Below are 23,986 nucleotides of genomic sequence, written 5' to 3'. Positions count from 1 at the left end.
AAATCTCCCTTATCATGCAAAATGTTTTTCTAAAACAATAACTGCCAAAAATATGGTATGAAAATGATCAAGCCCACAATGACCGCCAACGCCGCGGCTACCAAGACGATGGCTGCGGAAACGTCCTTGATGTGCTTGGCCAAGGGATCGTACTGCTTGGCCACCAACAAGTCGACGATATATTCCACCGCCGTATTCCACAGCTCGGCGATCAGCACAATGAAAATCACCCCGATCAGCCAGAGCCACTCGGTGGTATTGACTTGGATCACCGCGCTGAAAACAATCACCAAGAAGCCGATCAACACGTGAAACTTGAAATTCTGCTCATGCTGGAAGGTAAAGCGCAGACCGGTCCAAGCGTGTTTGAACGACTGCCAGAAATTATGGTTCTTGCCTGTTTGCGGCGGCTTAACGTTTGAGGCCATAAGCATCAAGTATTTCTTCTTGAAGTTTGATCATCACCTGCTCATCGGCGGGCTCGATGTGATCATAACCATTTAAGTGGAGAAAACCGTGGACCACCGTATAGCCGAATTCCCGGTCAAAACTATGTTCGTAAGTTTTGGCTTGTTCCGCCACGTGTCCAGGGGCGATAAACAAATCGCCGATATTACGCGGAATGTCCAGCTCGTCTTCCAGCTCGCGGAAGTTGGGCCACTCATCGGCATCATCATCCTCGATGGCGAAACTGATCACATCGGTCACCCGATCCTTGTCACGATACTCCCGATTGATCTCGCGGATCTTGTCATCGGTGATCAAGCTGATCGACATTTCCGTGTCGGCGGGCAGTTCCAGCTTTGCCGCCGCAAAGTCAACTAATTTGCGGATCCAATCTTCCCGTTCTGCGGGCAACAAATGGTCGTCATTAATGATTTCTAGATTCACGTTTCATCTGCTCCTGATCAAATTTTTCGTACGCGTCAATGATTTTAGCGACAACTGGATGGCGTACCACATCCGTTGAAGAAAAGCGCACGATCCCGATCCGCTTGACTTGCTGCAAGATCTCGGTCGCCTGCCGCAACCCACTCTTTTGATTATGCGGCAGATCCACTTGGGTCAAATCACCGTTAATAATCATTTTCGAATTGATCCCCAAACGGGTCAGAAACATCTTCATCTGAGCGGCGGTCGTGTTCTGGGCCTCATCCAAGATCACGAACGCCTCTTCCAAAGTCCGCCCACGCATATAAGCCAACGGCGCGATCTCAATTATGCCCCGATCCAACATCCGATTGGCCTGCTCCGTGCCCAAAATCGTGTACAACGCGTCATACAGCGGCCGTAAATATGGATCGATCTTCTCTTTCAAGTCGCCGGGAAGAAAGCCCAGACTCTCACCTGCTTCAACCGCGGGCCGGGTCAAAATGATCCGCTGGACTTGGTTGCTCTTCAAGGCCGAGACCGCCAAGACCACCGCTAGAAATGTTTTCCCCGTCCCTGCTGGTCCTACGCCAAAGGTGATTTCATTGTGGCGGACCGATTGAACATATTGGCGCTGCCCCAGATTCTTCACCCGGATCGGCCGCTGTCGACTGTCCCGGATCAGGACTTCCTGATAAAGTTCGCTAAAATATTCCAAAGTCCCTTTTTGCGCCATTTTCAAAGCGCTTTGAACATCGGCGGTGCTGAGGGTGATTCCTTGGGCGCTGACTTGTGCTAATTGTTCCAAGACTTGCAGCGCTAAACTAGCCGTGTGCGCCGGCCCGGTGATCGTGATTTTCTCCGCGAAAGCGCGTAGTTCAACGTTCAAGTCTTCTTCTAACAAATGGAGAAATTCATCATTGACTCCCAGTAGGTTCAACGCCTGCTCTGGGTGGGTCAAGGTGAACGCCTTTTCAACCGAGGTTTCTTCGACCAACTATTTCGCTCCCATCAAATACTTGCAATACCTAAATTTTAGCACAAACCGCTCCAGAGCGCGACTAGCAAAAAAGGTGAAAGTAGTTTGGCCGCAACTTGCGCTGCGAAATTCGGGGTGAGCTCGCTGTGGGCGTCACTTTGAGCTTCGCAAAACCCGCGAATCTCAAAGCTGAGCCTTGGCCTAAGCGGCAGAGCCGCTAAGGCCAATTTCACGGCGATCTCACCCCGAATTTCTCCGCTCCAGCCGCTCAACGTTATAACAGTCGTTTGAGCACTCACGTCAGCTGGTAAGCTATTGCCAATTGATGAGGAACCACGCCATTGACGACCGTGGCTAGTGATTGCAAGCTTTAAATTAGTGACACCAGTACAGTCTGTCTGATAAACGGAGGCAAATTTTTGGTGAATCAATGAATCGGTCGATTTCCAACCAAGGATTATTAAGGGAACAATCAGAAATGTTCAGTCTACGCAAAATGTCCTGACTGCCTAATCCAAATCAGTTGGTGTTGCTGTACCACCCTAAAAAGGGCGATTGTTTGACCTCCAGCTTGCAAAAGCACTTCGTCAAATCCTTCGCCTTGATTGCAGATAGGCTCAATTCTGTTCAGCAACCGCCTCAGGACGTGTGGCTCAGCGGTGAGATTATTCTTAGCGATTTATCGCTTAGAATAAGGCCTGATTTTGAGACAAGCCGCGGTCTTTGCGGATTGGCTCAAAACAGTGCCCACTGCGTTCCAGCCACGACAAACGTCCTGAAGCGGTTGCGTCCCCACCCAAACCCACCACAACAGCAATTAAAAATATAATCAAAATTGGAACCGAATGGGGTATGCGATCTGTCTAGGCAAGCGCTTATTAACTTTTTAGTCAAAAACAGCACTCGCTTTTTATCCGAGTGCCGTTGCCATGATCGTTATTTAGTGGGACCAAAATTTTAATCATTCCAGTGTCACTAAGCGGTGAAGTCGCGTGCTGGCGGCCAAACTGCGGCAGGCATTGAACGCGTTAATTCGTCAAAGCTGCTTTGACAAGCTGGTTGACTTTACCGCCATCAGCCCGGCCTTTAACTTTGGGCATCAGGGCTTTCATCACCGCGCCCATATCCTTCATTGAGGTGGCGCCGGTTTCAGCGATCGCGGCGCTGACCGCTTCACCTAACTCGGCGTCGCTCAAAGGCGCGGGCAGATAGGTTTGGACGATGGCGATTTCCGCTTTGGTTTCAGCGGCCAAATCGTCGCGTCCCGCCTTTTCAAATTCAGCCAGCGAATCCTGACGTTGTTTCAGTTCGGTGCTCAACACCGCCAATTCTTCCTCGCGGGTCAAGGTGGCTTGCAGGCTTTCCTTCTTGATTTTGGCGTTCATCAGAGAAGATTTGATCATCCGCACGACATTTAATTTGATTTTGTCATGGGCCTTCATCGCCGTTTTTAAATCATTGGTCAATTGTGTGGTCAGATCCATCATAATTCCTCGCTTTCATTTTTTGAAAAAATAATTTTGGCGGCGTTGCGGTTGCGCGCCATCGCCGTCAGTGAGCTTCAGTTTAAATTCTTCAGTGCCAGCCAACCAAAGTTCGCCAGCAAAGAAAAAAGCCCCTTAGCTGGTGATCACATTCGTAATCCCAAACCAAGAGGGCGTTTCTCATTATCTAAACTTTTTACGTTTCCGGGCAGCTTCGGATTTTAATTTACGCTTAACGCTAGGTTTCTCGTAAAATTCTCGTTTCCGATATTCTTGAAGTGTACCACTTTTAGAAACGGAACGTTTAAAACGTCGAAGAGCATCATCAATTGACTCATTGTCACGGACAACTGTCTTATTAGCCATGTGATTTCCCTCCTTCCGGTTTCTATGTAACTACCCACGACCTGTGCAAATTGCGCAACCCCATAAGTGTTCTTGTCTATTATAGCGAAAGATAAAAATGAGGTCAACAACTTTAGGAAAATTCCGTTAAAATAGTTATGTAAGCGTTGAATATGCTATGATTAACTTAGTAAGAAAATGACGAAATAAATGAGGATGATAGCAATGGCACAACGAAAAACCCTTTATTTATGCTTGATCTCGGACTCTGTGGGGGAAACGGCGTTTAAATTGACCCAAGCGGCCATGGCACAATTTCCTGAGATCAAACCGATCTACGAACGCTATCCTTTTGTTAACACGAAGGAGAAAGTTGACAGTTTGATCCAAATCGCCGTGGAAAAGGATGCCATTATCACTCACACGGTGGTCACGCAAGGGCTCAGTGAGTATATCCAAATCGAAGCCGCTAATCATGAATTGACCGCGATCGATTTATTGACGCCGGTCGTCCGTTCAGTTAGTAAACGCTTCTCCTTGGCGCCGACGCATGAAGCTGGCGCGGTCCATCATTTGAATGAAATGTATTTCGATCGGATCTCGGCGATGGAATTTGCTGTTCTTTACGATGACGGCAAGGATCCCCGCGGTTTCTTGGAGGCCGATGTGATTCTGCTAGGGATTTCCCGGACGTCGAAAACGCCGATCTCCCTGTTTCTGGCCAACCGTAATATCAAGGTGGCCAATTTGCCGATCGTGCCCCAAGCCCATATCCCCGATGAAATCTATCAAGTTGATCCCCACAAGATCATTGGCTTGACCAATGATCCGAAAGTGCTCAACAACATCCGCCGGGAACGCATGATCGCCTACGGGCTTAATCCAGATACCAGCTACTCCAATATGGACGAAATCAAAAACGAGCTGGCGTTTGCCGAGACGCTTTACAAGAAACTGGGCTGTTATGTGATCAACGTTTCGAACCGGTCAATCGAAGAAACCGCCACCATGATCCTCGAACGCCTGGGCTTAGATCATTATTAAGCTCACCGCCCTGCCGAAAAAAAACAACAACGGGCGAACAAAATAATGCTTGCCGAAATCATCAGTAGCAAGATCAACAACACAAGATCAACAACATCAGCAGCCATATCAGCACAAGCAATATCGGCGTCAACAAAATAATCAACCAAGAAACGCGCCCAGACTCGGTGCTCCTGTCAATTGGACAGGAACGCCAGGTCTGGACGCGTTTTCTAGTTGGTCAATTTTCTCAATTAGTCCATGCTATTGGGAAATCATATTGGACAGTCATATTGGGCAATCATGATCTGAGTAGCTACTTTCGCGCTACTCAGAGTTCCCGTGGCCAGGTCCCATTTTTCTGATCACGCCTAGCAGTTTAAGCTTGAGCCCGCAGTTGCTCGATCATGTCCGGGTCAAAACGCCCGGCCCGAACCATGGCGATCTCCGCCGCGTACGGCGCGATCGTCCCTTTGGCGTCTGGGGTCACGCCCACATATGGCGTTTCCATGATTTTAGGCACCGCGGTCAATTGGGGATGGTGCGCGACTTGATTCAGCGCGGCGAACCCAATCGTGCCGAAGCCTAGATTAGTGTGACGATCCTTGTGACTGCCTTGGGGATTTTTCGAATCATTCAAATGGATCACGCTCAGACGCTCCAACCCGATGATGTGATCAAATTGGTTCAAAACCCCATCGAAGTCGTTCTTGATGTCGTAACCAGCATCACTGGTATGGCAAGTATCAAAAGTCACGCTGAGATGGTCGTTTTGCTGGGTTCGATCAATGATTCGCGCGAGTTCTTCAAAAGTTCGCCCAATTTCCGTGCCTTTGCCGGCCATTGTTTCCAGCGCGATCGTCGCCTTTTGATCTCGGGAGATGATCTCGTCTAAGGCGTGGGCGATTTGGGTAATCGCCACGTCAGCGCCGGCGCCAACATGAGCGCCAGGATGGAAACTGATCGCGTAAGCCCCTAACGCATCGGCGCGACGCACCTCTTCTTGCATAAATTCAATCGCGAAAGGCAACTTTTCCGGTTTGATCGTATTGCCCAAATTCAGAATATACGGCGCGTGCACCACCAATTTCGCAATGCCATTGGCGGTCATCAGCGCCTGGCCTTCAGGAATCCGCAACTCCGCGATCGGTTTACGCCGGGTATTTTGCGGCGCGCCAGTGAAAACCATCATCGTGGTCGCTTGATAGGAAATTGCTTCTTCCGCGGCGCCAACTAACATTTTCTGCCCGCTCATACTCACGTGAGAACCGATCAATAATGGTGTGGTCATCGTAAAATCTCCTTTTTAAACGTGTTCGCCTCCCCAGCTCCCTCCGCTTAGCTACGCAATTGTTCCGGAAGCAAAGCCCAGCTTCCAAAACAATCGCTAGGCTAATGCTCAGGAGCTAATCGGGGTGGCTCACACTCTCTTTAAACGTGTTCGTCATTTGCGTAGCGCCAACTCATTTGAATATAGCTTCTTAGTCGGCGTGAGTGCTTAAAAGAATAAGCAACCCGTGAGCGGCTGAAGCGGAGAGAATCGGGGTGAGATCGCCGTGAAATTGGTCTTAGTGGCTTGGCCACTTAGACCAAGGCTCAGCTTTGAGATTTTTGGTGCCCTTCCAAAAAGCTCAAAGTGACGCCCACAGCGAGCTCACCCCGATTCTCGCAGCGCAAGCAGCGGACATCATTGCAACATGCCGCGCTAATGCTCAGGAGCTACCCGGGTCGGCTCACACTCTCTAATTATTCAACTTTAGGCTCATAGAAATGGCCCATGATCTTAAAGGATTCGGTGATGCTGACAAAGGCGTAGGGGTCCGATTTTGCCATGGCGTCAGATAAATCGTGCATTTCATAGCGGGAAATGACCGTAAACAGAATCGTCTTCTCCTCATGCTTGAAGGCGCCTTCCGCGTCATGAACGATCGTGATCCCCCGCCGCATTGAATGCTGAATCTCATTGATTACTTGCTTCGGTTGATTGGTAATGATCATCACCTGCAACCGCTGGTGACTGGTATAAACCATGTCGATCACTCGGCCGTTGATGAAGATCCCCATGGCGCTGTAAAGGGCATGGACCCAACCAAAAACGAATCCGGCCGCCAGAATAATGATCAGATTGAAGAAAATGTTGATCGAGCCCATACTCCGCCCGGTCTTCTTGCGAATAATAATGCCAATAATATCCAAGCCACCGGTAGAAATATTATTTTTCAAGGCCATCCCTGTGCCCATCCCATTGATCAACCCGCCAAAAATCGCGCAGACAATCGGATCATTGGTAATATGGACCGCAGGCATCAGGTGCATCATGATCGTCGAAAAGAGCACCGCCAAAAAAGTAAAGGCGGTAAAATGATGACCGATCTTAAACCAGGCCAAAATAAACAAGGGAATATTCAAGGCAAAATACAGAACCGGCGTGGTCAAGGGAATATGGATTTTCTCAGAAAGACTGGCGATCACTTGGGCCGCCCCCGTGACACCTGATGAATAAATTTTCCCGGGTTGCCAGAAGAAGTTCAAGGCGATTGAAACCGCAATTGCATAAAAAAACGCCATTGATAACTTAGACAAGTTAGAATGTCGCTTCCTCATTTTCTCTAAATCGTTAAACATGGTCGTAAGGATCCTCTCTACAAGCTAATGTGCCATTATTGTAACACACTGTCACCATTGGGAGTTAGTCCTGCCCCAGCATTTTTTTGAAAAAAGCGCTTGAGCACCTGGGCCAGCCTGTCACAGCAGGCACTGTAATCGCCTCAATGAATGCTCCGATCGCGGTCGCGAGCGAACTCATCACGCTAGGTGCCGTGCCACCAGGGTGCGCGTTACCGCGTTACTTCGACCAGTGCGACTTGATAAAGCGCGCGCGCCCGCCCGCTTCTTCAAGCGCCATCCGCGCCGGATCCTTCTTGTAGAAATCCTGATGATAATCTTCCGCCGGATAAAACGGCTGCACTGGTTCGATCGTCGTCACGATCGGCTCCTTAAACACACCTGAAGCCGCCAACGCCGCACGTGAAGCCGTGGCGATCTGTTGTTGGTCTTCATTGGCCACATAAATCACCGGCCGATAATTATCGCCCCGATCCTGAAATTGACCCGACGCGTCAGTCGGATCGGTCACCTGCCAATAAATATCGACCAACTCCTGATACGAAATCACCGCTGGATCGAAATCAATCTTGACCGCCTCCGTGTGACCAGTCGTGCCACTACAAACCTGTGCGTAAGTTGGATCGACCACATGACCGCCGGTATACCCCGAAGTTACTTTCAAAATTCCTGGATGTTGGTCAAAAGGCTGCACCATACACCAGAAACAGCCACCGGCAAAAATCGCGCTTGCTTGTGTCATCAAACTCACTTCTTTCTCTATCGTTACCCCTATTATCTGTTTTATCCGCTGAAAATGCAACGAAACAAATTGGGCGCAATTTGATTTGATGACCTGCCTGTTCGGGATTATTTGCCTGATTGCAAGTGTTGGTGGGTTTGGTGGAAACGCAACCGCCTCAGGCCGTTTATCGTGGCTGGAACGCGGTGGGCATCGTTTGAAGCCAATTCCAAAAGCGGGAATTGTCTTCAAATCGAGCCTTATTCTAAGCGATAAATCGCTAAGAATAATCTCACCGCTGAGCCACACGTCCTGAGGCGGTTGCTAGGCAGAATTGAGCTTATCTGCAATCGAAGTTAAGTATCTGACAAAGCTCTTTTGCAAGTAGGAGGTCAAACAATTGCCCACTTTTTGATGGTACGGCAATGCCAACCGATTCGGATTAGGAGGTCGAGACATTTTGCGCAGACTGAACATCTTTACTTGTTTCCGTAACAATCCTTGGTTGGAAACCGACCGACTCAGCTGATTCATCAAGAACGTGCCCAAGTTCATCAAACAGACTGTCCTAGTGTCACCAATTCAAAGCTGGTGACCACTAACCACGGCCGTCAATTGCGTGGTTCCCCATTAATTGACAATAGCTTGCAAAATCGCGTGAGCGCTCAAACGGCTGTTAAAACGTTGAGCGGCTGGAGCGGAGAAATTCGGGGTGAGATCGCCGTGTCGTTATTCTTAGCGGCTTTGCCGCTTAGAATAAGGCTCAGCTTTGAGATTTTCGGCGCCCTTCCGAAAAGCTCAAAGTGACGCCCACAGCGAGCTCACCCCGAATTTCGCAGCGCAAGCTGCGGCCAACTTACTATATCATCCAAATCCATGCAAAAAAGCCATGTCCACAGACATGACTTTTCATTAAGTGCGAAGTGCGCTTGCTGGCGTTCAAGCCACCAAATCTTAATCCTGTTTCTCAACCTCGATACCAAGTTCATCCAATTGCGCTGGCGCCACAGGCGTTGGCGCGGCGGTCATTGGTTCAGTCGCGTTGGAGTTCTTCGGAAAGGCGATCACATCGCGAATATTGTCCCGATCCGCCAGCAGCATCGCAAAGCGATCCAACCCGATCGCTAAGCCGCCTAGAGGTGGGAACCCGTAGTCCATCGCGTCCAGCAAGAAGCCGAATTGCTTTTGGGCAGTTTCCGGGCTGATTTCCAAGGCTTTCAACATTTTCTCTTGAATTTCACGTTGATGGATACGGATCGAACCGCCGCCTAATTCGTAGCCGTTCAAAACAATGTCGTAACTTTGCGCGTGGGCGGCGTGCGGATCAGTGTCCAACAAATGAACATCTTCTTCATTAGGCATTGTGAAGGGATGGTGCGCCGCGATCCAGCGCTGGTCACCCTCGTCATATTCGAACAAAGGCCAATCAACCACCCAGGTGAACGCAAATTGATTTTTCGGAATGAGGTTCAATTCCTTGGCGAAGAAGGTCCGCAAATAGCCCAGACTATCTGCGACAACCTTTTGGCTGGCAGCGACGAAAAGAATCAAGTCGCCATCTTGCGCGCCCAGCCGGTCCAACAAATTGGCCGCGTCATCTTTCAAGAATTTCGCGATCGGACCAGCAACAGTGCCGGCTTCGACTTTGACCCAAGCCAATCCTTTTGCGCCAAAACGTTTGAGATAATCTTGGATGCCGTCGATTTTTTTCCGTGAGTATTGGGCCGCTGCTTGCGGCGCGACAATTGCCTTGACTTGACCATCATTGGCGATGGCGTCAGTGAAGACCTTGAAGCTGCTCTCCTTGAAATAGTCGCTCAAATCTTGGAGTTCCATGCCGTAACGCAAGTCTGGTTTATCAGAGCCATAGCGGGCCATGGCCTCATTCCAAGTGATCCGTGGGAACGGCAATTTGACGTCGATTCCCTTCTCATCGTGCATGACTTGGGCGATGACGCCCTCGGTGATGGCTTGGATCTCTTCGGCGGACAAGAAACTTGTTTCCAAATCGATTTGGGTGAATTCTGGTTGGCGGTCGCCCCGCAAATCTTCGTCCCGGAAGCAACGGGCGATCTGATAGTAACGGTCAAAACACGCGCCCATCAACAATTCCTTGAATAATTGCGGCGATTGCGGCAAGGCGAAGAAGCTGCCCGGATAGACCCGTGATGGCACCAAATAATCCCGAGCGCCTTCGGGAGTCGACTTGGTCAGATCAGGTGTTTCGATTTCGATAAAGCCATGATCATCTAAATAATGATGGACTGATTTCACGATTTGAGCCCGCGTCCGCAAGCCTTTCATCATTTCCGGCCGGCGCAGATCCAAATAACGATACTTCAATTTAGTATCTTCGGAGGCGGTCACATTGTCGGCGATATCGAAAGGTGGTGTTTTTGACTTATTCAAAACCGTCAATTTGGTCACTTCAACTTCGATCTTTCCTGTTTTCATTTTCGGATTGACCGCGTGCTCCCCACGAGCGCGCACCCGGCCTTGGATCGCGATCACGTATTCAGAACGCAATGTTTCCGCAAGCGCTAACGCAGCCGCATCGATTTCATTACTGAAAACCAATTGGACGATGCCTTCTCGATCACGCAGATCAATGAAAACCAAGTTACCTAAGCTACGGCGCTTTTGGACCCAGCCCGCCAAATCAACGGTTTGACCTAAATACTGTTCATCAACTAAACCACAATATGTTGTTCGTTCTACCATTACGCTTTGCCTCCAAATTGTTGCATCAAATCCTGATAAACCTTGTTAAAATCAGTCTGGATCGCGCTGAGACTGACGGCAATCTGCTCGCCGGTAGCCAAGTCCTTGACTGGCACTTGCCCACTGGCTAACTCGCTGTCACCTAACGTGATCACGAAACGACTGTTCAGCCGCGTGGCGTTTTTGAATTGGCCTTTGACCTTACGATCAAGGTAATCCTGATCGGCGGAAAATCCGGCGTGACGAATCGCGTTTAGACTCTGCAGGGCCGGACTATCTAATTGGTCGCCCGCCTTGACCAGATAGAAGTCCAATCCTGGCGCGGCTAAGCCCAATTTCGTCTCATCCAGCAGCAATAACAGTCGTTCAAGACCGACGCCAAAGCCGATCCCTGGTTCGTCAGGTCCACCGAATTCTTGAACCAGGCCATCATAACGACCGCCTGCGATCACGGTCATTTCCGTGTTGTTAAAAGCCGGCGCGCTGACCATGATTTCAAAAATCGTATCCGTATAATAATCCAAACCGCGCACCATGGTTTGATTGACCGTGTAGTCGATGCCTAAAGCAGTCAAGCCCGTCTTGACCGCCGCGAAATGAGCCGCGGAATCTGGGGTCAAGTAATCCAAGATACTTGGCGCGTCGGCGACTAACTCTTGGTCATGAGCGTCCTTGCTGTCAAGAATACGCAAGGGGTTCGTCGTCAAGCGTCGTTGGGAATCAGCGGAAAGTTGATCCTGCAAGGGGGTCAGATAATTGACCAAGGCTTCGTGATAAGCTTGCCGCGTCGCCGCATCGCCTAAACTATTGATTTCTAACTTCAAATCATTGAGTTGCAACTGATGCAACAATTCCTCCGCCATCGCAATAATTTCCACATCTAGGGCTGGCGAACTGGCGCCGAACGCCTCAACCCCGATTTGGTGGAATTGCCGCTGGCGGCCGGATTGGGGCCGTTCATAACGAAACATCGGCCCATGATAATAAACTTTGTAAGGTTTGACATATTCCGGTCCAAAAAGCTTGTTTTCCACATAAGCGCGAACCACGCCAGCGGTGCCTTCCGGGCGCAAGGCAATATGACGCTCGCCCTTGTCAAAGAAATCATACATTTCCTTAGAAACAACGTCAGAACTCTCACCGGATGAACGTTCGAAAACATCATAGGATTCGAAGATCGGCGTCCGAATTTCTTGGAAGTCATAAGTGCCGAAGACTTCCGCCGCCTTTTGTTCCACAAATTGCCATTTTCGTGACTCTGCTGGGGTAATATCCGCAGTGCCTTTCGGTTTTTGATAGCGCATGGTTATTCCTCCTTGATGAAAAAAGACAAAAAGCACCCCTATCTTGTTTGATAAGGGTGCTTTTTGCACGGTACCACCTTAATTTGGTCTAATTGGATAACGTCGTTGCAGACGGAGCCCAGGCTCAACCTCAAAATGGTCGTTTCGTTCGTTCTGCTTTCTCACCTACCGCAGTCTCTGTGGTTGAACTACTTTTCATTTTTCATCGGTTTGATATTCGCTTACTAATTTACACGTCTAGTCAGCGAAAGTCAAGACTGGCAACGTTTTCACGGTGATAAATCATCTGAATTTTGCGCTTAACTACACTAGGCTTCTGGAGCCCCACCACACCTACTCACGCCTTTATCGCCAAAGGAAATTGTCAGATCTCCAATTCTGGGAACGATGCGTGAACTTTCGCCAGGAATTCTTCGGTCGGTTCAACCCCGAATTGGTCCAAGCTATCGTAAAAGTCGGCTTTAGTCGGCAGGGTGCCTGACATGCGCTTAGATAAGGCCAACATCCCTAAGATAAGATTTTCCTCGCCGTTGGTTGGCACGTAAAGGTGCTCGGCTGTTGGATTGGCTTCAGGTTGTTTTTCTGCGTGCTGACAGACTTCAGGCTGGTTTTCTACCCGACGTTCTTCCTTGCGCTGATCCTCATTTGGTTTTGTCATGTGATCCGCTCCTATTCTCGTCCTATGCTGACTGCGGCGCCCGTTGCTGGTTCTGCTCGTTTGCTTTTTGGCTGCTGATACCGTTCGCTAGCCTTAAAGGCGTTGGCGCATCCACAGCTGATTTCACCTTTAATGTTAGTAGTAATTGCACGAATGTCAACCAGCTGTCGGCAGGCGACTCCAGCTCAACCGGCGGCACGCTGAGCGTCAGTCAGGCAAGCGCAGGTCGCCAGCGCAGCCGGGCGACTCACCATTTTCTTCTCATCCGAATTTACTTTCCATCCAAATTCGCTTCTCAACCAAGTTTACTTTTCATCCGAATTCGCTTCTCATCCGAATTCTCGTCGCATCCGAATTCGCTTCTCATCCAAATTCGCTTCTCATCCAAGTTTACTTTCCACCAGAATTTACTTTTCATCCGTCACATCAAACAATTCCAACCATTTTTATTAAAAACGGGGTCAACTGGCGCAAAACGGCCTCAATCATGGTAAAATCAAATTAGATAACGCGAACAGCGGACGGTTCCCTGAATAAGGCGTAAAGGAATGGCGCAAATGAAAAATTTCTTACATAAACTGTGGCAGTGGCGGCTCACTTTGATCGTGGCTTTGGCGATCATCGGTTCGATCGGCACTTCGATCGTCATGGCCAACTCGCAACAAGTCGTGGTTCAGGCTAACGTGCTGAATGTGCGCAAGGGCCCAGGGCTGGCTTATGATGTCACCGCCCAAGTCAAAAAAGGGCAACGCTTGACCGTCATCAGCGAACGCAATGAATGGTACCAAGTGCGCCTGAGCGAAACTTCGGTCGGTTGGGTCGCCAGTTGGCTGATCAAGAACACCGAAGTCAGCGCCACGGCCAATCGAATCGGATTGATCGATCAGGGTGACACCCCGATTTACGCCAGCAATAATCTCAACACGCAGCCACTGAAGCAGCTCAACGCTGGCGACAAGGTCACGATCCTCTATCAAGAGGGTGATTGGCTCGAGGTGAAATATCAAGATTCAGTCGCTTGGGTCCAGAAGACCAAGGTCAAGATTACTGACCAAGTCGAGAGTAATGCCAAAACCACCAACATCGGCGACACCAGCGTCCTACCGACCAAGGCCGAAGATCAGGTCGTTGTCGTTGACACGGATAACACGGCGTTGCGGGCGCAACCGAATACCAACGCCAATGTGCTAGAACATTTTCCGGCTAAGACGATTTTGACCTACGTCAAAACCATCGATCAATGGTATGAAGTCAAAACCAAAGCAGGTAAAACCGGTTATGTGGCTAGCTGGGTCGTCTCCATGGCCAACCGCAAAACCTTGGAGGACACCATGCCAAAAATCGCCTCAAACTTAGCGGAAGCGACGATCGTGTTGGATCCCGGTCATGGCGGCAATGATGTTGGCGCCCTTTCCCAAAATGCCAAATACGAGAAGAGCTACACCTTGGCCATCGCCAATGTGATCGAATCCAAATTGAAGTCTGCCGGCGCCAATGTGGTGCTGACCCGGACCGACGACAGCTATTTAGACCTAGCGCCCCGCGCCCAGGCGGCCAACGAATTGAAGGCGGACGCTTTCATCAGCTTGCACTTCGACTCCAGTGACGCCGCCAATTCGGCCACTGGGATCACCACCTATTACTATCACGATAATCGCGATAAGAAATTGGCGCAACTTCTCAGCTCGCAACTAGGCAATCTACCACTGACCAATCGTGGTTTTGAGTTCGGCAACTTCCAAGTCTTGCGCGACAATCAACGGCCGGCCGTCCTACTAGAACTGGGTTACATCAACAACAGCAAGGACTTCCGCTATATCACCAAGAGTAGCTATTACAACAAAGTCGCCAACGACATCGTGATTGCTTTGACCAATTACTTCAAATAATTCCACAATTTCCATGGTCATGGTAAAGGCCAGGTTTTGAAGCCTCACGTTGGCCGCTTGACCAGAAAAATCATTTTTGAACGTCAAATAACAAAGGTGTCCATCAAATCGATGGGCACCTTTGTTTTAACGATTAAGAAATTCAAATCCACGCACGTTCAAAGAATCAAGCCTGGTGCAGAAAAAAACAGAAAAAACGAGATAAAAGTCAGTCGTCAGTCTGTATCTAATGATTTCGATTCTTATGACTTCAATCAAAAAAGATGTGAATAATAATCTAAGATTGGGACATCCTGTTGTAGTAAGTACTGGCCAATCCCGCACTCGATATCGGATTTCAATTTATTGGTGATTCCAGGCAAGGGAATGACCACAAGTAGACGCTCATCCCACTTCTTTCCTAGCTGATTGATCAGGATGCCCGAAGTGTTGTATTGCCATCTTGATTGACGACCGGGATCATTGTAATTAGCAGCATCAGGTGGGATGTCGAAATTACAATCATTTCCCGAAGCGACAACGCCAAGAAAGTGATCCATCGTGAATTTAAGCCAGACGATGTGATTGACAGCATTCAAATTATTGTCCCGCTTTATTGCGCTGTAATCCATTACAACATTTTTGGTAGCTGGATCAACTTTGAAATCAGTCATGATGGGGTGTGCGACTTCTGGCAGATCGATTTTTACCAAGAACTCATTGATTAACGCAACAATCACATCAACCGGAACAGGGGTTAAGCGCGCCTGTGCCTTTGCCATTGCCAGCCGCGTCAAATCCCCATAATGAACAGATGATCTGGCCGGTGTTGGTCGCTTCTGAACCAGATATTGTTCCATTTCTTTTGAAAATTTCAACAGCCAGACCTCCCATATAACACGGAACCAACTCATGGCGGCAAATGCAAAACTTCAAAATCACGCTCGCAAAAAATCTAAACGCACCAAAGATTCCAAAATGGAGCCAGACATTATTTTCTGCCTAACTCAAAAAATTCCCGGCTCGGCCGCGGTCAACAACGGCGCGATCGCCGCAATTTGATCGACAGTATAAGTTGCCATGGGTGCATCGGTGAAATGATCAGGATCGAAATAAATGGTTGGCAACGTGGCCGCTGTCCCAGCTTCAATATCCAACCGCCGATCACCGACCATCGCCGTTTGCGCTGATTGGAGCTGATGTTGCGCCACCAGCGCGTTCAGCCCCGTCGGATCTGGCTTGCGGGGGAAATCGTCATCGGCGGTGATCCCGCCAGCGAAATACTGCCAGAGACCATCCTGTTCCATTTGGGCAATCGCTTCATGATTGTTGTGGGTTTCCAGCAGGTTAACGCCACCGGCCGCCACGACTTGGCGCAACACGGCCGCCACCCCTGCAAATGGTTTCACGACCAGCGCGTCTGGCGCCCGCATGTAATCATGCAGACGTTGATTGACCTGATCCGCCGGTATTCCATAAACTCGCTGGTAATAGTTCAAAGCGAAGCGGATCGATTTGATTTTGATCAGCCGATACAATTCGTCACGATTCAAGCTTGTTTGGCCAAAATCAGCCAAAGCCTGGTGCAGGCAATGTAACATTTTCGGATAGGTATCATACAAGGTACCATCATAATCCCAAATCAGGTTCTTAATCATGAGCCACCTCCAGATTGATCGTCACCGGGCCATCATTCACCGCTGTCACCGTCATGTCCGCGCCAAATTCGCCGGTGGGGATCGGCTGGTCCAGCAGGTTCGCCAGAAGATCATTGAACGCTAAGTAGCCGGCCTCAGCCTGGGCCGGTTTAGCGGCGGCGGTGAAACTCGGCCGGTTCCCTTTGCGCGTGTCCGCGTACAGCGTGAATTGGGAAATCGAGAGAATTTGGCCGCCAACCTGTTGCACGTTCAAATTCATTTTCGCCTGATCGTCTTCGAAAATCCGTAACTTCGCGATCTTATTGGCCATTTTGGTGAACTCAGCCGTGGTATCCGTTGGCGCGATGCCCACAAACAACACTAACCCCTGCTGAATTTGACCGATCACGGCGCCAGCAACACTGACATTTGCTGATTTGACCCGTTGTAACGTCACCCGCATATCTAAAAACTCCCATCTATATCGTTGATATCTTAGAATATCGTTGATATCTTAGAATTCAATATCTTGAGATTCGATCTCTTGAAGTACAATATCTCAAGATTCGATCTCTTGAGATTCAATATCTTGAAATTCGATATCTTGTAATACTACACCTTGGTGAAATACTAAATCTGGTTGAGATACTACATCTCGTTAAATTCTTCATCCTGAAAATCGACAGCTTGAAATTCTATCTGTTGACCGCTGTCCGTCTTGTGTCGCTACCGTTCTGCCCACGAAAAAAGCGCCTGGCCAGATGAGAACTCATCGGTTGGCGACTTTGTTCGTGACTGTTGGCAAATGTTGGCAAATTCAGACCCTAGCTTTCGCGGTCAGTCTAGCCTTTGGCGCGCTTGACTTCATAAACATCGGGAATGTTCTTCAGGCTATCAATGATCCGTTCCAAATGTTGGGCGTTGCGCACGCCGACGGTAACGTAGATATTGGCCATTTTGTTGTGATCAACGCGGCCATTAACGTTATTCAGATTCTTGCTTTGCGAATTCAGGGTCTGCAAGACTTCGTTGAGCAAACCGCTGCGGTTGTATCCGAAGATCTCCAAATTGGCCAAGTAGGATTGGGTGGTGTCGTCAACTTCATCCCACTCGACTTCGATCAGTCGCATCGCGTCCTTTTCATTCAAAATATTGGGACAATCGGCGCGGTGGATCGTTACCCCGCGGCCCTTTGTCACATAACCAACAATGGCATCACCCGGAACGGGATTGCAACATTTAGCCAAACGAATCAACAGATTATTGACCCCTTGGATCACCACACCGCCTTCGTGTTGGATCTTCAGCTTTTCGTTGCTATCCTTCGGTTTAGTCGGCGTCTTTGGCGTGGTCAAGATTTCTTCCGCTTGTTGCTTCTGTAGCTCTTCTTCTTTTTCCTTGCGTGCCTTTTCGGTTAGGCGGTTGGCGACGACTTGCGCCGAGATCTCGCCGTAACCCACGGCGCCCAGCAATTCCTCGTCAGTATTGAAATTAAAGCGACCCAGCGCCTGGCCCATGTGATCTTTATCCATGAATTGCTTGGCTGGGTAGCCTAATTCTTGGAGCTGCTTCTCCAGCAATTCGCGACCACGATCAACGTTGACATCTTTTTCCTTTTGCTTATAGAAACGCCGAATCTTGTTGCGGGCGCGACTGGTAAAAGCAATCGTCGCCCAGTCTTTGCTTGGTGACGCCGAAGTTGAGGTCAACATTTCGACAATGTCGCCATTTTTCATTTGGTAGTTCAGTGGCACGATTTTGCCATTGACCTTGGCGCCGACAGTATGATTGCCGACCTCCGTGTGCACTAAATAAGCGAAATCGATCGGCACCGAGCCTTTCGGTAGCTCGTAAACATCCCCTCGCGGCGTGAAGACGTAAACCCGATCGCTGAAAATATCGCCTTTGACACTTTCCATGAAGTCCTTGGCGTCTTCGGATTCATCCTGAATTTCCAAAATCTCCCGGAAAATATCCAATTTCTGGCCAGTGGCGTCTAGATGGATCTCATCTTTAACGCCTTCTTTGTAAGCCCAATGCGCCGCGACCCCATACTCGGCCACTTGGTGCATTTCTTGAGTGCGGATCTGCACTTCCAGCGGCTTACCTTGCGGCCCAATCACCGTGGTATGGAGTGATTGGTACCCATTGGCCTTGGGCATGGCGATATAATCCTTGAACCGACCTGGTAATGGTTTCCACTTAGTATGGATCGCGCCTAAAACAGCGTAGCAATCTTTGATCGAATCCACCACGACCCGAATCGCCAACAGATCATAGAGTTCGTTGAATTGTTTATGTTGGTCGCGCATCTTTTTGTAAATCGAGTAGATGTGCTTGGGCCGGCCATAAATCTCATACTTCACGTTCAGCTCGCTCAAAGCCGCCTTGATTTCACCAATGGCTTCGGAAATATAGCTTTCCCGTTCGCCACGCTTGGAGTTCATTAAATGGACGATCCGATAATATTGTTGCGGATTTAAATAATGCAGCGAAATATCTTCAAGCTCCCATTTGATCCGACTGATCCCTAATCGATCCGCCAGGGGCGCGTAGATTTCCAAAGTTTCATCGGCGATCCGGCGTTGCTTATCCGGGCGTAAATGCTGCAAGGTCCGCATATTATTCAACCGATCCGCCAATTTAACCATGATCACGCGCAAGTCTTTGGCCATGGCCAGCAACATTTTCCGGTGATTTTCCGCCAGTTGTTCTTGGTGCGACTTGTATTTGATCTTGCCCAGCTTGGTCACGCCATCAACGATGATCGCCACGTCTTTGCCAAACAACTCTTCCACATCACCCAAGGTTACATTGGTATCTTCCACCACATCATGCAAATAGCCAGAGGCCACCGTCTCTGGATCCATATGTAATTCCGCTAAAATTCCCGCGACTTGCACCGGGTGAATAATATAAGGTTCCCCCGATTGTCGCTTTTGTTCCCGATGAACATACGCCGCGAAGTCATAGGCTTTCTGCACGAAAGCCAAATGATCCTGATTCATATATTCTCGGCAAAGTTCCATGACTTCATCTTGAGTCAAGACACGTTCCTTGGACATCGCCATCATCCTTAATCTTTAATCAATCGTTGTTGCCGTCTACCGCAAGCGTCAAACGCGCCTGCCATCGCCAAGATCACGCTTGGGCATTAGGCTGGGGCGTCACCACATAGATGATGATCGCCAGCAACAGGTACATCCCCACTAACCAATAATTATATTTCGCAAACCGCCACCACACACTCAAAGCAAAGATCGCGGGAAAAGCCAACAACCACCATTTCGCAAAGTGCGCCCGCTTGATCACCACCGCGCTGACGATCACCAGCAAGGGATCCACGATCAAAAACAAACTGATAATGCGGTGCACCGTGGAGACATGAAGCCAGCTCGTCAAGAGCGGTAATGGGAAACACACGATCAAGGCCAGCGCTAAGAAGATCAGCATGGGCAAAGGCAAGATTTTTTTAATTTTTGTCATCGGTTCAACATTCATTCCTATTCATCTTGATCGATACACGATCATTATTCGCGCGCTCACCGGCAGCGCGTCAATGGCCAAGTAGTCTAACCACCTGACCAACGAATCACCACCGGTCGGCAGCAGACAGACCTACCTTGGTGAAGTCTCGACCTCAATAGCATAGCTTAAACTGCTGAGAAAATAAAGAGGCGCCGTCTCTGTTCGCAAAATCCGCGGGCCCAAACCCACGCTTTGCACGCCGTGGCCGGTTAAATCGGCCACTTCCGCCGGCGCCAAGCCACCCTCGGGACCGAAGATCATCCGCACTTCTGGCCGATCAGCCGGCTGAGCCGCAGCTTCCTGGGGCAGCGCCAGCAGCTGTTGGCGTAGCGTCTGAAACGCTTGAGCCAGCGCGAGATCCTGTTGGCCGTTTTTCACAACTTCCTCGTACGCGACCAAATTCAGCCCAACGCTGGGCAAAGGCACCAACGTTGGCCAATATTCGACCTGAGGAATCAGGCGGCGATGAGATTGCTCGGCGGCACTCGCGGCGATCTGTTGTAAATGAGCGACTTTCTTGGTCACTTGTTCCGGACGCCACCGCATGATCGACCGCTGCATCGGGCAGAAAATGATCCGCGCCACGCCTAACTCGGTCGCTTTTTGGACGATCAACTTGGTTTTCTCGCCTTTGGGTAACCCACAAATGATGGTCGCCTGAACTGATAATTCCGTGTTCGGCAAAGCCGCTGCGGCCAGCTGAACACTAAAACTGCGGTTGGTTGGGTCAATCGCGGTGATCGTCGCCGCGAAGCCCACCTGATCCGATCCGACGAGCTCCAGCGCCGCGCCGATTTCCAAACGCAAGACGCGAATCACGTGTTGATAAGCCGCGCCAGTTAAGGCCAACTGCGCCGCCGGCATCAATGGTCGTTCCACAAACAAAAGCTGCATTAGGCCACCTCCGTTTTGCGGCGACAATTTAGGCAAGACCACGGTCCCTGACTCAAGGTCAGCGAACTGACGAAGCCTGCCGCGGTCAGGGCCGCTGTGATTTTCGGTAACTGTTCGGCGATGATCCCCGTCAAAATCACCTGACCACCAGCCGCCAAATGATGATCAAGTTGCGGAATCAACGGCAACAGCGCTTCAGGCAACATATTGGCGATGATCAAGTCCGCCTGACCCACGATCGGCGTTAGTAAGCTTCCCGCGTACAGTTGAATCTGATCCACCGCTTGGTTCAGCTCAAGATTCTTGCGGGTGAAGGCCAAAGCGGCTTCGTCCAGTTCCGTGGCCTGAATCTTAGCCGCACCCAGCGACTTAGCCACCAAACTTAAGATTCCTGACCCCGTCCCCACATCGAAAACCCGCATTTGCGGACGCATGGCCAATTCCAACGCCGCCACCGCCAGCTGGGTCGTCGGGTGCATCCCCGTTCCAAAAGAACGACCTGGATCCAGGCGAATCACGATTTCGCCGCTAGCAGTGGGCTGATAAACTTCCCACTGTGGCACCACCGTAATAAATCGGGTCAAATGCTGCACATGATAGTAAGCTTCCCAGGCCGTTGCGCTGGCCTGACTATCGATCTGTCGCGTTGATAAATGCCAGGGCCCCTGGAGAAAGCCTTCCGCTTGCAAGTTTCCTAACCGCGCCGTCACCGCCGCAACAAACTTATTCAATTCTTCATCCGCCGGCAAGTAGGCCAACACCGCCGTGGTGGTCGCCGCGGTTTCTTGATCCAAAATCTGCACGCCACCAGTCCCCAACTCAATCAATTGGTTGGCGATCAAATCCACTGCCGCCGCAGGACAATCAATCCGAATTTGTTCCCAGTTCATCTTGCCACCGCCTAATATTTAGGATAAGCGTAGAAGCCACTGGCGCCGTTCTCCCGCGCCGCCGCTACCGCCGCTTCAAAAGCTGGTTGTGACCAAGCTAATTGGAAAGTCGCCACTTCCAGATCCGGGTCCAAGAAATCCAGAAAATCATTCATCCCATCGTCAAGCACATCGCCTAAGTAAGCCATCAGCCCTTGCAAAACAGCCTTCTCGATCCCCTGCCGCCCGGAAAACGGCACCGTCGCCAAGTAATTCTCAGCATAGTCCGCGCCGTCTATTTTTTGGTCGTCATAAATCAGGATCGCGTCATCATAACTGACTTCCTCAGCCTGAGTGTCTCCCTCTTGGTCTTCAATCTCCAGTTCATTGGTCTGGCCCGTCATCAGAATTTCGATTTCAAATGAACGAATCTTCTTGTCCCAATTAATATTCAAATCCCCAGGAAAATCACTTTGTTCGATCTGCTCATCTAGATAGCTTAGAATATCCATATTATTGCGCTCCTTTTTCCGCTCCGCGCGGATCTCCGCATTCGAGAATGTCACTGTTCAACGTTGCTTGTGCTGCTGTTCCTATTATGACACAGAACCGCCCTTCTCACCACAAAAAACAAGTCGATAATCCGTGATGATCGTTTGAAGGCAAACTGGAAAAGTACGGTTGCCGATTCAGATTTTTCGTCTGATTGCAGATGTGGTGGGTTTGGTGGGGACGCAACCGCCTCAGGACGTTTGTCGTGGCTGGAACCGTGTTCACCGACCCAGCTCCCTGCGCTTAGCTACGCAATTGTTCCGAAAGCAAAGTGCGGCTTTCAAAACAATTGCTAGGCTAATGCTCAGGAGCTGCTCGGGTCGGTTCGCACTCTGTTTCGAACGCGGTGGGCGTCGTTTGAAGCCAATCCGCAAGCCCAGCGGCTTGTCTTCAAATCGAGCCTTATTCTAAGCGATAAATCGCTAAGAATAATCTCACCGCTGAGCCACACGCCCTGAGGCGGTTGCTAGGCAGAATAGAGCTTATCTGCAATCAAGACGAAGGATTTGACGAAGTGTTTGGCAAGCTAGAGATCAAACAATTATCCCTTTTTTGGGGGAGGGTGGTACGGCAATGCCAACTGATTTGGATTAGGAGGTCGGGATATTTTGCGTAGGCCGAACATTTCTACTTATTTCCTTAACAATCACTGGTTGGAAACCAACCGATTCAGCTGATTAGTCAAGAACTTGCCTCTGTTCATCAGACAGACTGTCCTGGTGTCACCAATTCAAAGCTGGTGACCACCAACCACGGCCGTCAATTGCGTGGCTCCCATCAATTGGCCATAGCTTGCCAATCGGCGTGAGTGCTCAAACGACTGCTATAACGTTGAGCGGCTGGAGCGGAGAAATTCGGGGTGAGATCGCCGTGAAATTGTCCTTGGCGGCTGTGCCGCTTAGGACAAGGCCTGATTTTGAGACAAGCCGCGTCCTTTGCGGATTGGCTCAAAACAGCGCCCACAGCGAGCTCACCCCGAATTTCGCAGCGCAAGCCGCGGCCAAACTACTTTTGCCACCTGTCAGTGGCGCTCGAAAGTGTAATCACTAAACAATTTCGTTCTTTTAGCTTAGACTAGAATTAGTAAGTGATAGGAGGACTTTGAATATGAAAGTATTTGTAATCGGTGCCCATGGTCAAATTGGCCAAAGAACAGTTGAGAAATTAGCGGCTCAAGGTGATCAAGTCACAGCAGGTGTGCGCAAACCGGCAACCCAAGCCGTTTCAACCGCCAAAAATGTTAGTTATGTTGCCTTTGACCTAGACTGGCCAGTCGCGAAAATGACGCCTGTCCTCGAGCATCAGGATGTGGTGATTTTCACGGCAGGATCAGCTGGTCAGGAGTTGTTGAAGATCGATCTTGATGGCGCGATCAAAACCATGACTGCCACCGAAAAGGCCGGAGTCAAACGCTATTTTCTCGTTAGCTCTGTTGATGCCAACCATGCCGAGAAGTGGTCAGGTAGCCTGCACAATTACTTTATCGCCAAGCACTACGCGGATGAATGGTTGACTCATCGGACCGATTTGGATTATGTCATTATTCGGCCAGTTGCCTTGACCAACGATGCTGGTTCTGGTGACGTTAACCTTGACAAAGGTAGCGATTTGTCCGCCAGCGTGAGCCGAGATAATGTCGCCGACCTGTTAGTCAAATTGACCCACCGTCCGGAGTTGAAACGCCTGGAAATCACGGTTTCCGATGGGAGTAAATCACTGGATCGGGCGATTGATGAATTAAGCTCGGCCGCTTGGGATCTCTAGGTCAGCGACAGATTTCACGTCACGCTAACTAGACAGCAAATTCCGGGCAGTATCAACGCTGGCCCAGCGACGAATTTGGTGCGGTTGCGTCTCCACCTGGAACAAGCTAAAATAAAGACCTGAACGACAAGGCGCAACAAGAAT

28 protein-coding genes are annotated in these 23,986 nt (G+C 49.8%); 7 read left to right on the top strand and 21 right to left on the bottom strand.

From position 1 onward, the window contains the following. Nucleotides 1-29: 29 nt before the first annotated feature. The 4 genes from ACYVSB_RS02300 to ACYVSB_RS02285 are packed head-to-tail and all read right to left on the bottom strand — an operon-like array spanning nucleotide 30 to nucleotide 2,280. Complete coding sequence (locus tag ACYVSB_RS02300; protein ID WP_461218281.1) at nucleotides 30-434, bottom strand: diacylglycerol kinase family protein; 405 nt, start codon at nucleotides 432-434, stop codon at nucleotides 30-32. Next, nucleotides 412-891 carry an rRNA maturation RNase YbeY gene (gene ybeY / locus ACYVSB_RS02295; RefSeq protein ID WP_461218280.1) on the bottom strand — a complete coding sequence of 160 codons (480 nt, stop codon included), beginning with the start codon at nucleotides 889-891 and terminating at the stop codon, nucleotides 412-414. Before ybeY ends, ACYVSB_RS02300 begins: the two co-directional genes overlap by 23 nt. Beyond that, complete coding sequence (locus ACYVSB_RS02290) at nucleotides 872-1,867, bottom strand: PhoH family protein (RefSeq protein ID WP_461218279.1); 996 nt, start codon at nucleotides 1,865-1,867, stop codon at nucleotides 872-874. Before ACYVSB_RS02290 ends, ybeY begins: the two co-directional genes overlap by 20 nt. Before the next feature lie 38 nt (nucleotides 1,868-1,905). Further along, entirely contained in the window at nucleotides 1,906-2,280 is a 375-nt protein-coding gene (locus ACYVSB_RS02285; protein WP_461218278.1) for a hypothetical protein, read from the bottom strand. Between the two features lie 128 nt (nucleotides 2,281-2,408). Between ACYVSB_RS02285 and ACYVSB_RS02280 the strand changes: the two genes are divergently transcribed. Beyond that, nucleotides 2,409-2,678, top strand: a complete 270-nt coding sequence (locus ACYVSB_RS02280; protein WP_461218277.1) for a hypothetical protein — start codon at nucleotides 2,409-2,411, stop codon at nucleotides 2,676-2,678. 199 nt (nucleotides 2,679-2,877) lie between these two features. On the opposite strand, the gene ACYVSB_RS02275 is transcribed toward ACYVSB_RS02280, so the two are convergent. Together ACYVSB_RS02275 and rpsU are read right to left on the bottom strand one after the other, a co-directional pair. After that, nucleotides 2,878-3,333 carry a GatB/YqeY domain-containing protein gene (locus ACYVSB_RS02275; RefSeq protein ID WP_461218276.1) on the bottom strand — a complete coding sequence of 152 codons (456 nt, stop codon included), beginning with the start codon at nucleotides 3,331-3,333 and terminating at the stop codon, nucleotides 2,878-2,880. Nucleotides 3,334-3,516: 183 nt separating this feature from the next. Beyond that, a complete protein-coding gene (rpsU, locus tag ACYVSB_RS02270; protein WP_125596037.1) occupies nucleotides 3,517-3,699 on the bottom strand; it encodes a 30S ribosomal protein S21 in 183 nt (60 codons plus the stop codon). 204 nt (nucleotides 3,700-3,903) lie between these two features. On the opposite strand from rpsU, the gene ACYVSB_RS02265 reads away from it, so the two are divergent. After that, nucleotides 3,904-4,722 (top strand): pyruvate, water dikinase regulatory protein, encoded by an 819-nt coding sequence (locus ACYVSB_RS02265; protein WP_461218275.1) that lies wholly within the window; start codon nucleotides 3,904-3,906, stop codon nucleotides 4,720-4,722. Nucleotides 4,723-5,080: 358 nt separating this feature from the next. On the opposite strand, the gene ACYVSB_RS02260 is transcribed toward ACYVSB_RS02265, so the two are convergent. The 3 genes from ACYVSB_RS02260 to msrA form a co-directional block, all read right to left on the bottom strand. After that, nucleotides 5,081-5,992 (bottom strand): deoxyribonuclease IV, encoded by a 912-nt coding sequence (locus tag ACYVSB_RS02260; protein ID WP_461218274.1) that lies wholly within the window; start codon nucleotides 5,990-5,992, stop codon nucleotides 5,081-5,083. 455 nt (nucleotides 5,993-6,447) lie between these two features. Beyond that, nucleotides 6,448-7,326, bottom strand: coding sequence for a YitT family protein (locus tag ACYVSB_RS02255; RefSeq protein WP_461218273.1), 879 nt, complete (start codon nucleotides 7,324-7,326; stop codon nucleotides 6,448-6,450). A gap of 220 nt (nucleotides 7,327-7,546) precedes the next feature. Beyond that, nucleotides 7,547-8,068, bottom strand: coding sequence for a peptide-methionine (S)-S-oxide reductase MsrA (gene msrA, locus ACYVSB_RS02250; RefSeq protein WP_461218272.1), 522 nt, complete (start codon nucleotides 8,066-8,068; stop codon nucleotides 7,547-7,549). Nucleotides 8,069-8,548: 480 nt separating this feature from the next. On the opposite strand from msrA, the gene ACYVSB_RS02245 reads away from it, so the two are divergent. After that, nucleotides 8,549-8,854, top strand: coding sequence for a hypothetical protein (locus tag ACYVSB_RS02245; protein WP_461218271.1), 306 nt, complete (start codon nucleotides 8,549-8,551; stop codon nucleotides 8,852-8,854). Then, entirely contained in the window at nucleotides 8,817-8,963 is a 147-nt protein-coding gene (locus ACYVSB_RS02240; protein WP_461218270.1) for a hypothetical protein, read from the top strand. The genes ACYVSB_RS02245 and ACYVSB_RS02240 overlap by 38 nt, the downstream gene beginning before the upstream one ends. Before the next feature lie 38 nt (nucleotides 8,964-9,001). Here the strand turns inward: ACYVSB_RS02240 and aspS are convergent, their stop codons facing one another. The 3 genes from aspS to ACYVSB_RS02225 form a co-directional block, all read right to left on the bottom strand. Beyond that, on the bottom strand, nucleotides 9,002-10,768 hold the full coding sequence (aspS, locus tag ACYVSB_RS02235) for an aspartate--tRNA ligase (protein ID WP_461218269.1): 1,767 nt from the start codon (nucleotides 10,766-10,768) through the stop codon (nucleotides 9,002-9,004). Beyond that, on the bottom strand, nucleotides 10,768-12,072 hold the full coding sequence (gene hisS / locus ACYVSB_RS02230) for a histidine--tRNA ligase (RefSeq protein WP_461218268.1): 1,305 nt from the start codon (nucleotides 12,070-12,072) through the stop codon (nucleotides 10,768-10,770). The genes aspS and hisS overlap by 1 nt, the downstream gene beginning before the upstream one ends. A 364-nt stretch (nucleotides 12,073-12,436) precedes the next feature. Further along, nucleotides 12,437-12,730, bottom strand: coding sequence for a hypothetical protein (locus ACYVSB_RS02225; RefSeq protein ID WP_461218267.1), 294 nt, complete (start codon nucleotides 12,728-12,730; stop codon nucleotides 12,437-12,439). Nucleotides 12,731-13,287: 557 nt separating this feature from the next. Between ACYVSB_RS02225 and ACYVSB_RS02220 the strand changes: the two genes are divergently transcribed. Next, nucleotides 13,288-14,619 (top strand): N-acetylmuramoyl-L-alanine amidase, encoded by a 1,332-nt coding sequence (locus tag ACYVSB_RS02220; RefSeq protein ID WP_461218266.1) that lies wholly within the window; start codon nucleotides 13,288-13,290, stop codon nucleotides 14,617-14,619. A 254-nt stretch (nucleotides 14,620-14,873) separates the two neighbouring features. Here the strand turns inward: ACYVSB_RS02220 and ACYVSB_RS02215 are convergent, their stop codons facing one another. The 9 genes from ACYVSB_RS02215 to ACYVSB_RS02175 all read right to left on the bottom strand — a co-directional run bounded on the left by ACYVSB_RS02215 (nucleotide 14,874) and on the right by ACYVSB_RS02175 (nucleotide 22,529). Next, entirely contained in the window at nucleotides 14,874-15,476 is a 603-nt protein-coding gene (locus ACYVSB_RS02215; RefSeq protein ID WP_461218265.1) for a hypothetical protein, read from the bottom strand. A 129-nt stretch (nucleotides 15,477-15,605) separates the two neighbouring features. Then, nucleotides 15,606-16,256, bottom strand: coding sequence for an HAD hydrolase-like protein (locus tag ACYVSB_RS02210; RefSeq protein WP_461218264.1), 651 nt, complete (start codon nucleotides 16,254-16,256; stop codon nucleotides 15,606-15,608). Further along, complete coding sequence (dtd, locus tag ACYVSB_RS02205; protein ID WP_461218263.1) at nucleotides 16,249-16,698, bottom strand: D-aminoacyl-tRNA deacylase; 450 nt, start codon at nucleotides 16,696-16,698, stop codon at nucleotides 16,249-16,251. Before dtd ends, ACYVSB_RS02210 begins: the two co-directional genes overlap by 8 nt. 379 nt (nucleotides 16,699-17,077) lie before the next feature. Then, nucleotides 17,078-19,300, bottom strand: coding sequence for a RelA/SpoT family protein (locus tag ACYVSB_RS02200; RefSeq protein WP_461218262.1), 2,223 nt, complete (start codon nucleotides 19,298-19,300; stop codon nucleotides 17,078-17,080). A 76-nt stretch (nucleotides 19,301-19,376) separates the two neighbouring features. Next, nucleotides 19,377-19,721 carry a hypothetical protein gene (locus ACYVSB_RS02195; protein WP_461218261.1) on the bottom strand — a complete coding sequence of 115 codons (345 nt, stop codon included), beginning with the start codon at nucleotides 19,719-19,721 and terminating at the stop codon, nucleotides 19,377-19,379. Between the two features lie 132 nt (nucleotides 19,722-19,853). Beyond that, nucleotides 19,854-20,657, bottom strand: a complete 804-nt coding sequence (locus tag ACYVSB_RS02190) for an RsmE family RNA methyltransferase (RefSeq protein ID WP_461218260.1) — start codon at nucleotides 20,655-20,657, stop codon at nucleotides 19,854-19,856. Then, nucleotides 20,657-21,547 (bottom strand): 50S ribosomal protein L11 methyltransferase, encoded by an 891-nt coding sequence (locus ACYVSB_RS02185; protein WP_461218259.1) that lies wholly within the window; start codon nucleotides 21,545-21,547, stop codon nucleotides 20,657-20,659. The genes ACYVSB_RS02190 and ACYVSB_RS02185 overlap by 1 nt, the downstream gene beginning before the upstream one ends. Before the next feature lie 11 nt (nucleotides 21,548-21,558). Further along, the gene (locus ACYVSB_RS02180) at nucleotides 21,559-22,092 is read right to left on the bottom strand and encodes a DUF3013 family protein (RefSeq protein ID WP_461218258.1); all 534 of its coding nucleotides are present in this window, start codon (nucleotides 22,090-22,092) and stop codon (nucleotides 21,559-21,561) included. Nucleotides 22,093-22,382: 290 nt separating this feature from the next. Next, nucleotides 22,383-22,529 carry a hypothetical protein gene (locus ACYVSB_RS02175; RefSeq protein ID WP_461218257.1) on the bottom strand — a complete coding sequence of 49 codons (147 nt, stop codon included), beginning with the start codon at nucleotides 22,527-22,529 and terminating at the stop codon, nucleotides 22,383-22,385. A gap of 341 nt (nucleotides 22,530-22,870) precedes the next feature. Between ACYVSB_RS02175 and ACYVSB_RS02170 the strand changes: the two genes are divergently transcribed. Together ACYVSB_RS02170 and ACYVSB_RS02165 are read left to right on the top strand one after the other, a co-directional pair. Continuing rightward, nucleotides 22,871-23,128, top strand: a complete 258-nt coding sequence (locus tag ACYVSB_RS02170; RefSeq protein ID WP_461218256.1) for a hypothetical protein — start codon at nucleotides 22,871-22,873, stop codon at nucleotides 23,126-23,128. Nucleotides 23,129-23,185: 57 nt separating this feature from the next. Beyond that, nucleotides 23,186-23,842, top strand: coding sequence for an SDR family oxidoreductase (locus tag ACYVSB_RS02165; protein ID WP_461218255.1), 657 nt, complete (start codon nucleotides 23,186-23,188; stop codon nucleotides 23,840-23,842). Nucleotides 23,843-23,986: the final 144 nt, after the last annotated feature.

This window comes from Lapidilactobacillus salsurivasis (assembly GCF_054785215.1).
This window is presented reverse-complemented; position numbering and strand designations above follow the sequence as displayed.

Bases quoted from the DNA above. Each gene is read 5' to 3' on its own strand.
- ACYVSB_RS02195 (WP_461218261.1), bottom strand. From the start codon at position 19,721: ATGACAAAAATTAAAAAAATCTTGCCTTTGCCCATGCTGATCTTCTTA.
- ACYVSB_RS02190 (WP_461218260.1), bottom strand. From the start codon at position 20,657: ATGCAGCTTTTGTTTGTGGAACGACCATTGATGCCGGCGGCGCAGTTG.
- ACYVSB_RS02255 (WP_461218273.1), bottom strand. From the start codon at position 7,326: ATGTTTAACGATTTAGAGAAAATGAGGAAGCGACATTCTAACTTGTCT.
- ACYVSB_RS02265 (WP_461218275.1), top strand. From the start codon at position 3,904: ATGGCACAACGAAAAACCCTTTATTTATGCTTGATCTCGGACTCTGTG.
- msrA (WP_461218272.1), bottom strand. From the start codon at position 8,068: ATGACACAAGCAAGCGCGATTTTTGCCGGTGGCTGTTTCTGGTGTATG.
- dtd (WP_461218263.1), bottom strand. From the start codon at position 16,698: ATGCGGGTGACGTTACAACGGGTCAAATCAGCAAATGTCAGTGTTGCT.
- ACYVSB_RS02275 (WP_461218276.1), bottom strand. From the start codon at position 3,333: ATGGATCTGACCACACAATTGACCAATGATTTAAAAACGGCGATGAAG.
- ACYVSB_RS02225 (WP_461218267.1), bottom strand. From the start codon at position 12,730: ATGACAAAACCAAATGAGGATCAGCGCAAGGAAGAACGTCGGGTAGAA.
- ACYVSB_RS02220 (WP_461218266.1), top strand. From the start codon at position 13,288: ATGAAAAATTTCTTACATAAACTGTGGCAGTGGCGGCTCACTTTGATC.
- ACYVSB_RS02165 (WP_461218255.1), top strand. From the start codon at position 23,186: ATGAAAGTATTTGTAATCGGTGCCCATGGTCAAATTGGCCAAAGAACA.
- rpsU (WP_125596037.1), bottom strand. From the start codon at position 3,699: ATGGCTAATAAGACAGTTGTCCGTGACAATGAGTCAATTGATGATGCT.
- aspS (WP_461218269.1), bottom strand. From the start codon at position 10,768: ATGGTAGAACGAACAACATATTGTGGTTTAGTTGATGAACAGTATTTA.
- ACYVSB_RS02300 (WP_461218281.1), bottom strand. From the start codon at position 434: ATGCTTATGGCCTCAAACGTTAAGCCGCCGCAAACAGGCAAGAACCAT.
- ACYVSB_RS02200 (WP_461218262.1), bottom strand. From the start codon at position 19,300: ATGTCCAAGGAACGTGTCTTGACTCAAGATGAAGTCATGGAACTTTGC.
- hisS (WP_461218268.1), bottom strand. From the start codon at position 12,072: ATGCGCTATCAAAAACCGAAAGGCACTGCGGATATTACCCCAGCAGAG.
- ACYVSB_RS02210 (WP_461218264.1), bottom strand. From the start codon at position 16,256: ATGATTAAGAACCTGATTTGGGATTATGATGGTACCTTGTATGATACC.
- ACYVSB_RS02185 (WP_461218259.1), bottom strand. From the start codon at position 21,547: ATGAACTGGGAACAAATTCGGATTGATTGTCCTGCGGCGGCAGTGGAT.
- ACYVSB_RS02260 (WP_461218274.1), bottom strand. From the start codon at position 5,992: ATGACCACACCATTATTGATCGGTTCTCACGTGAGTATGAGCGGGCAG.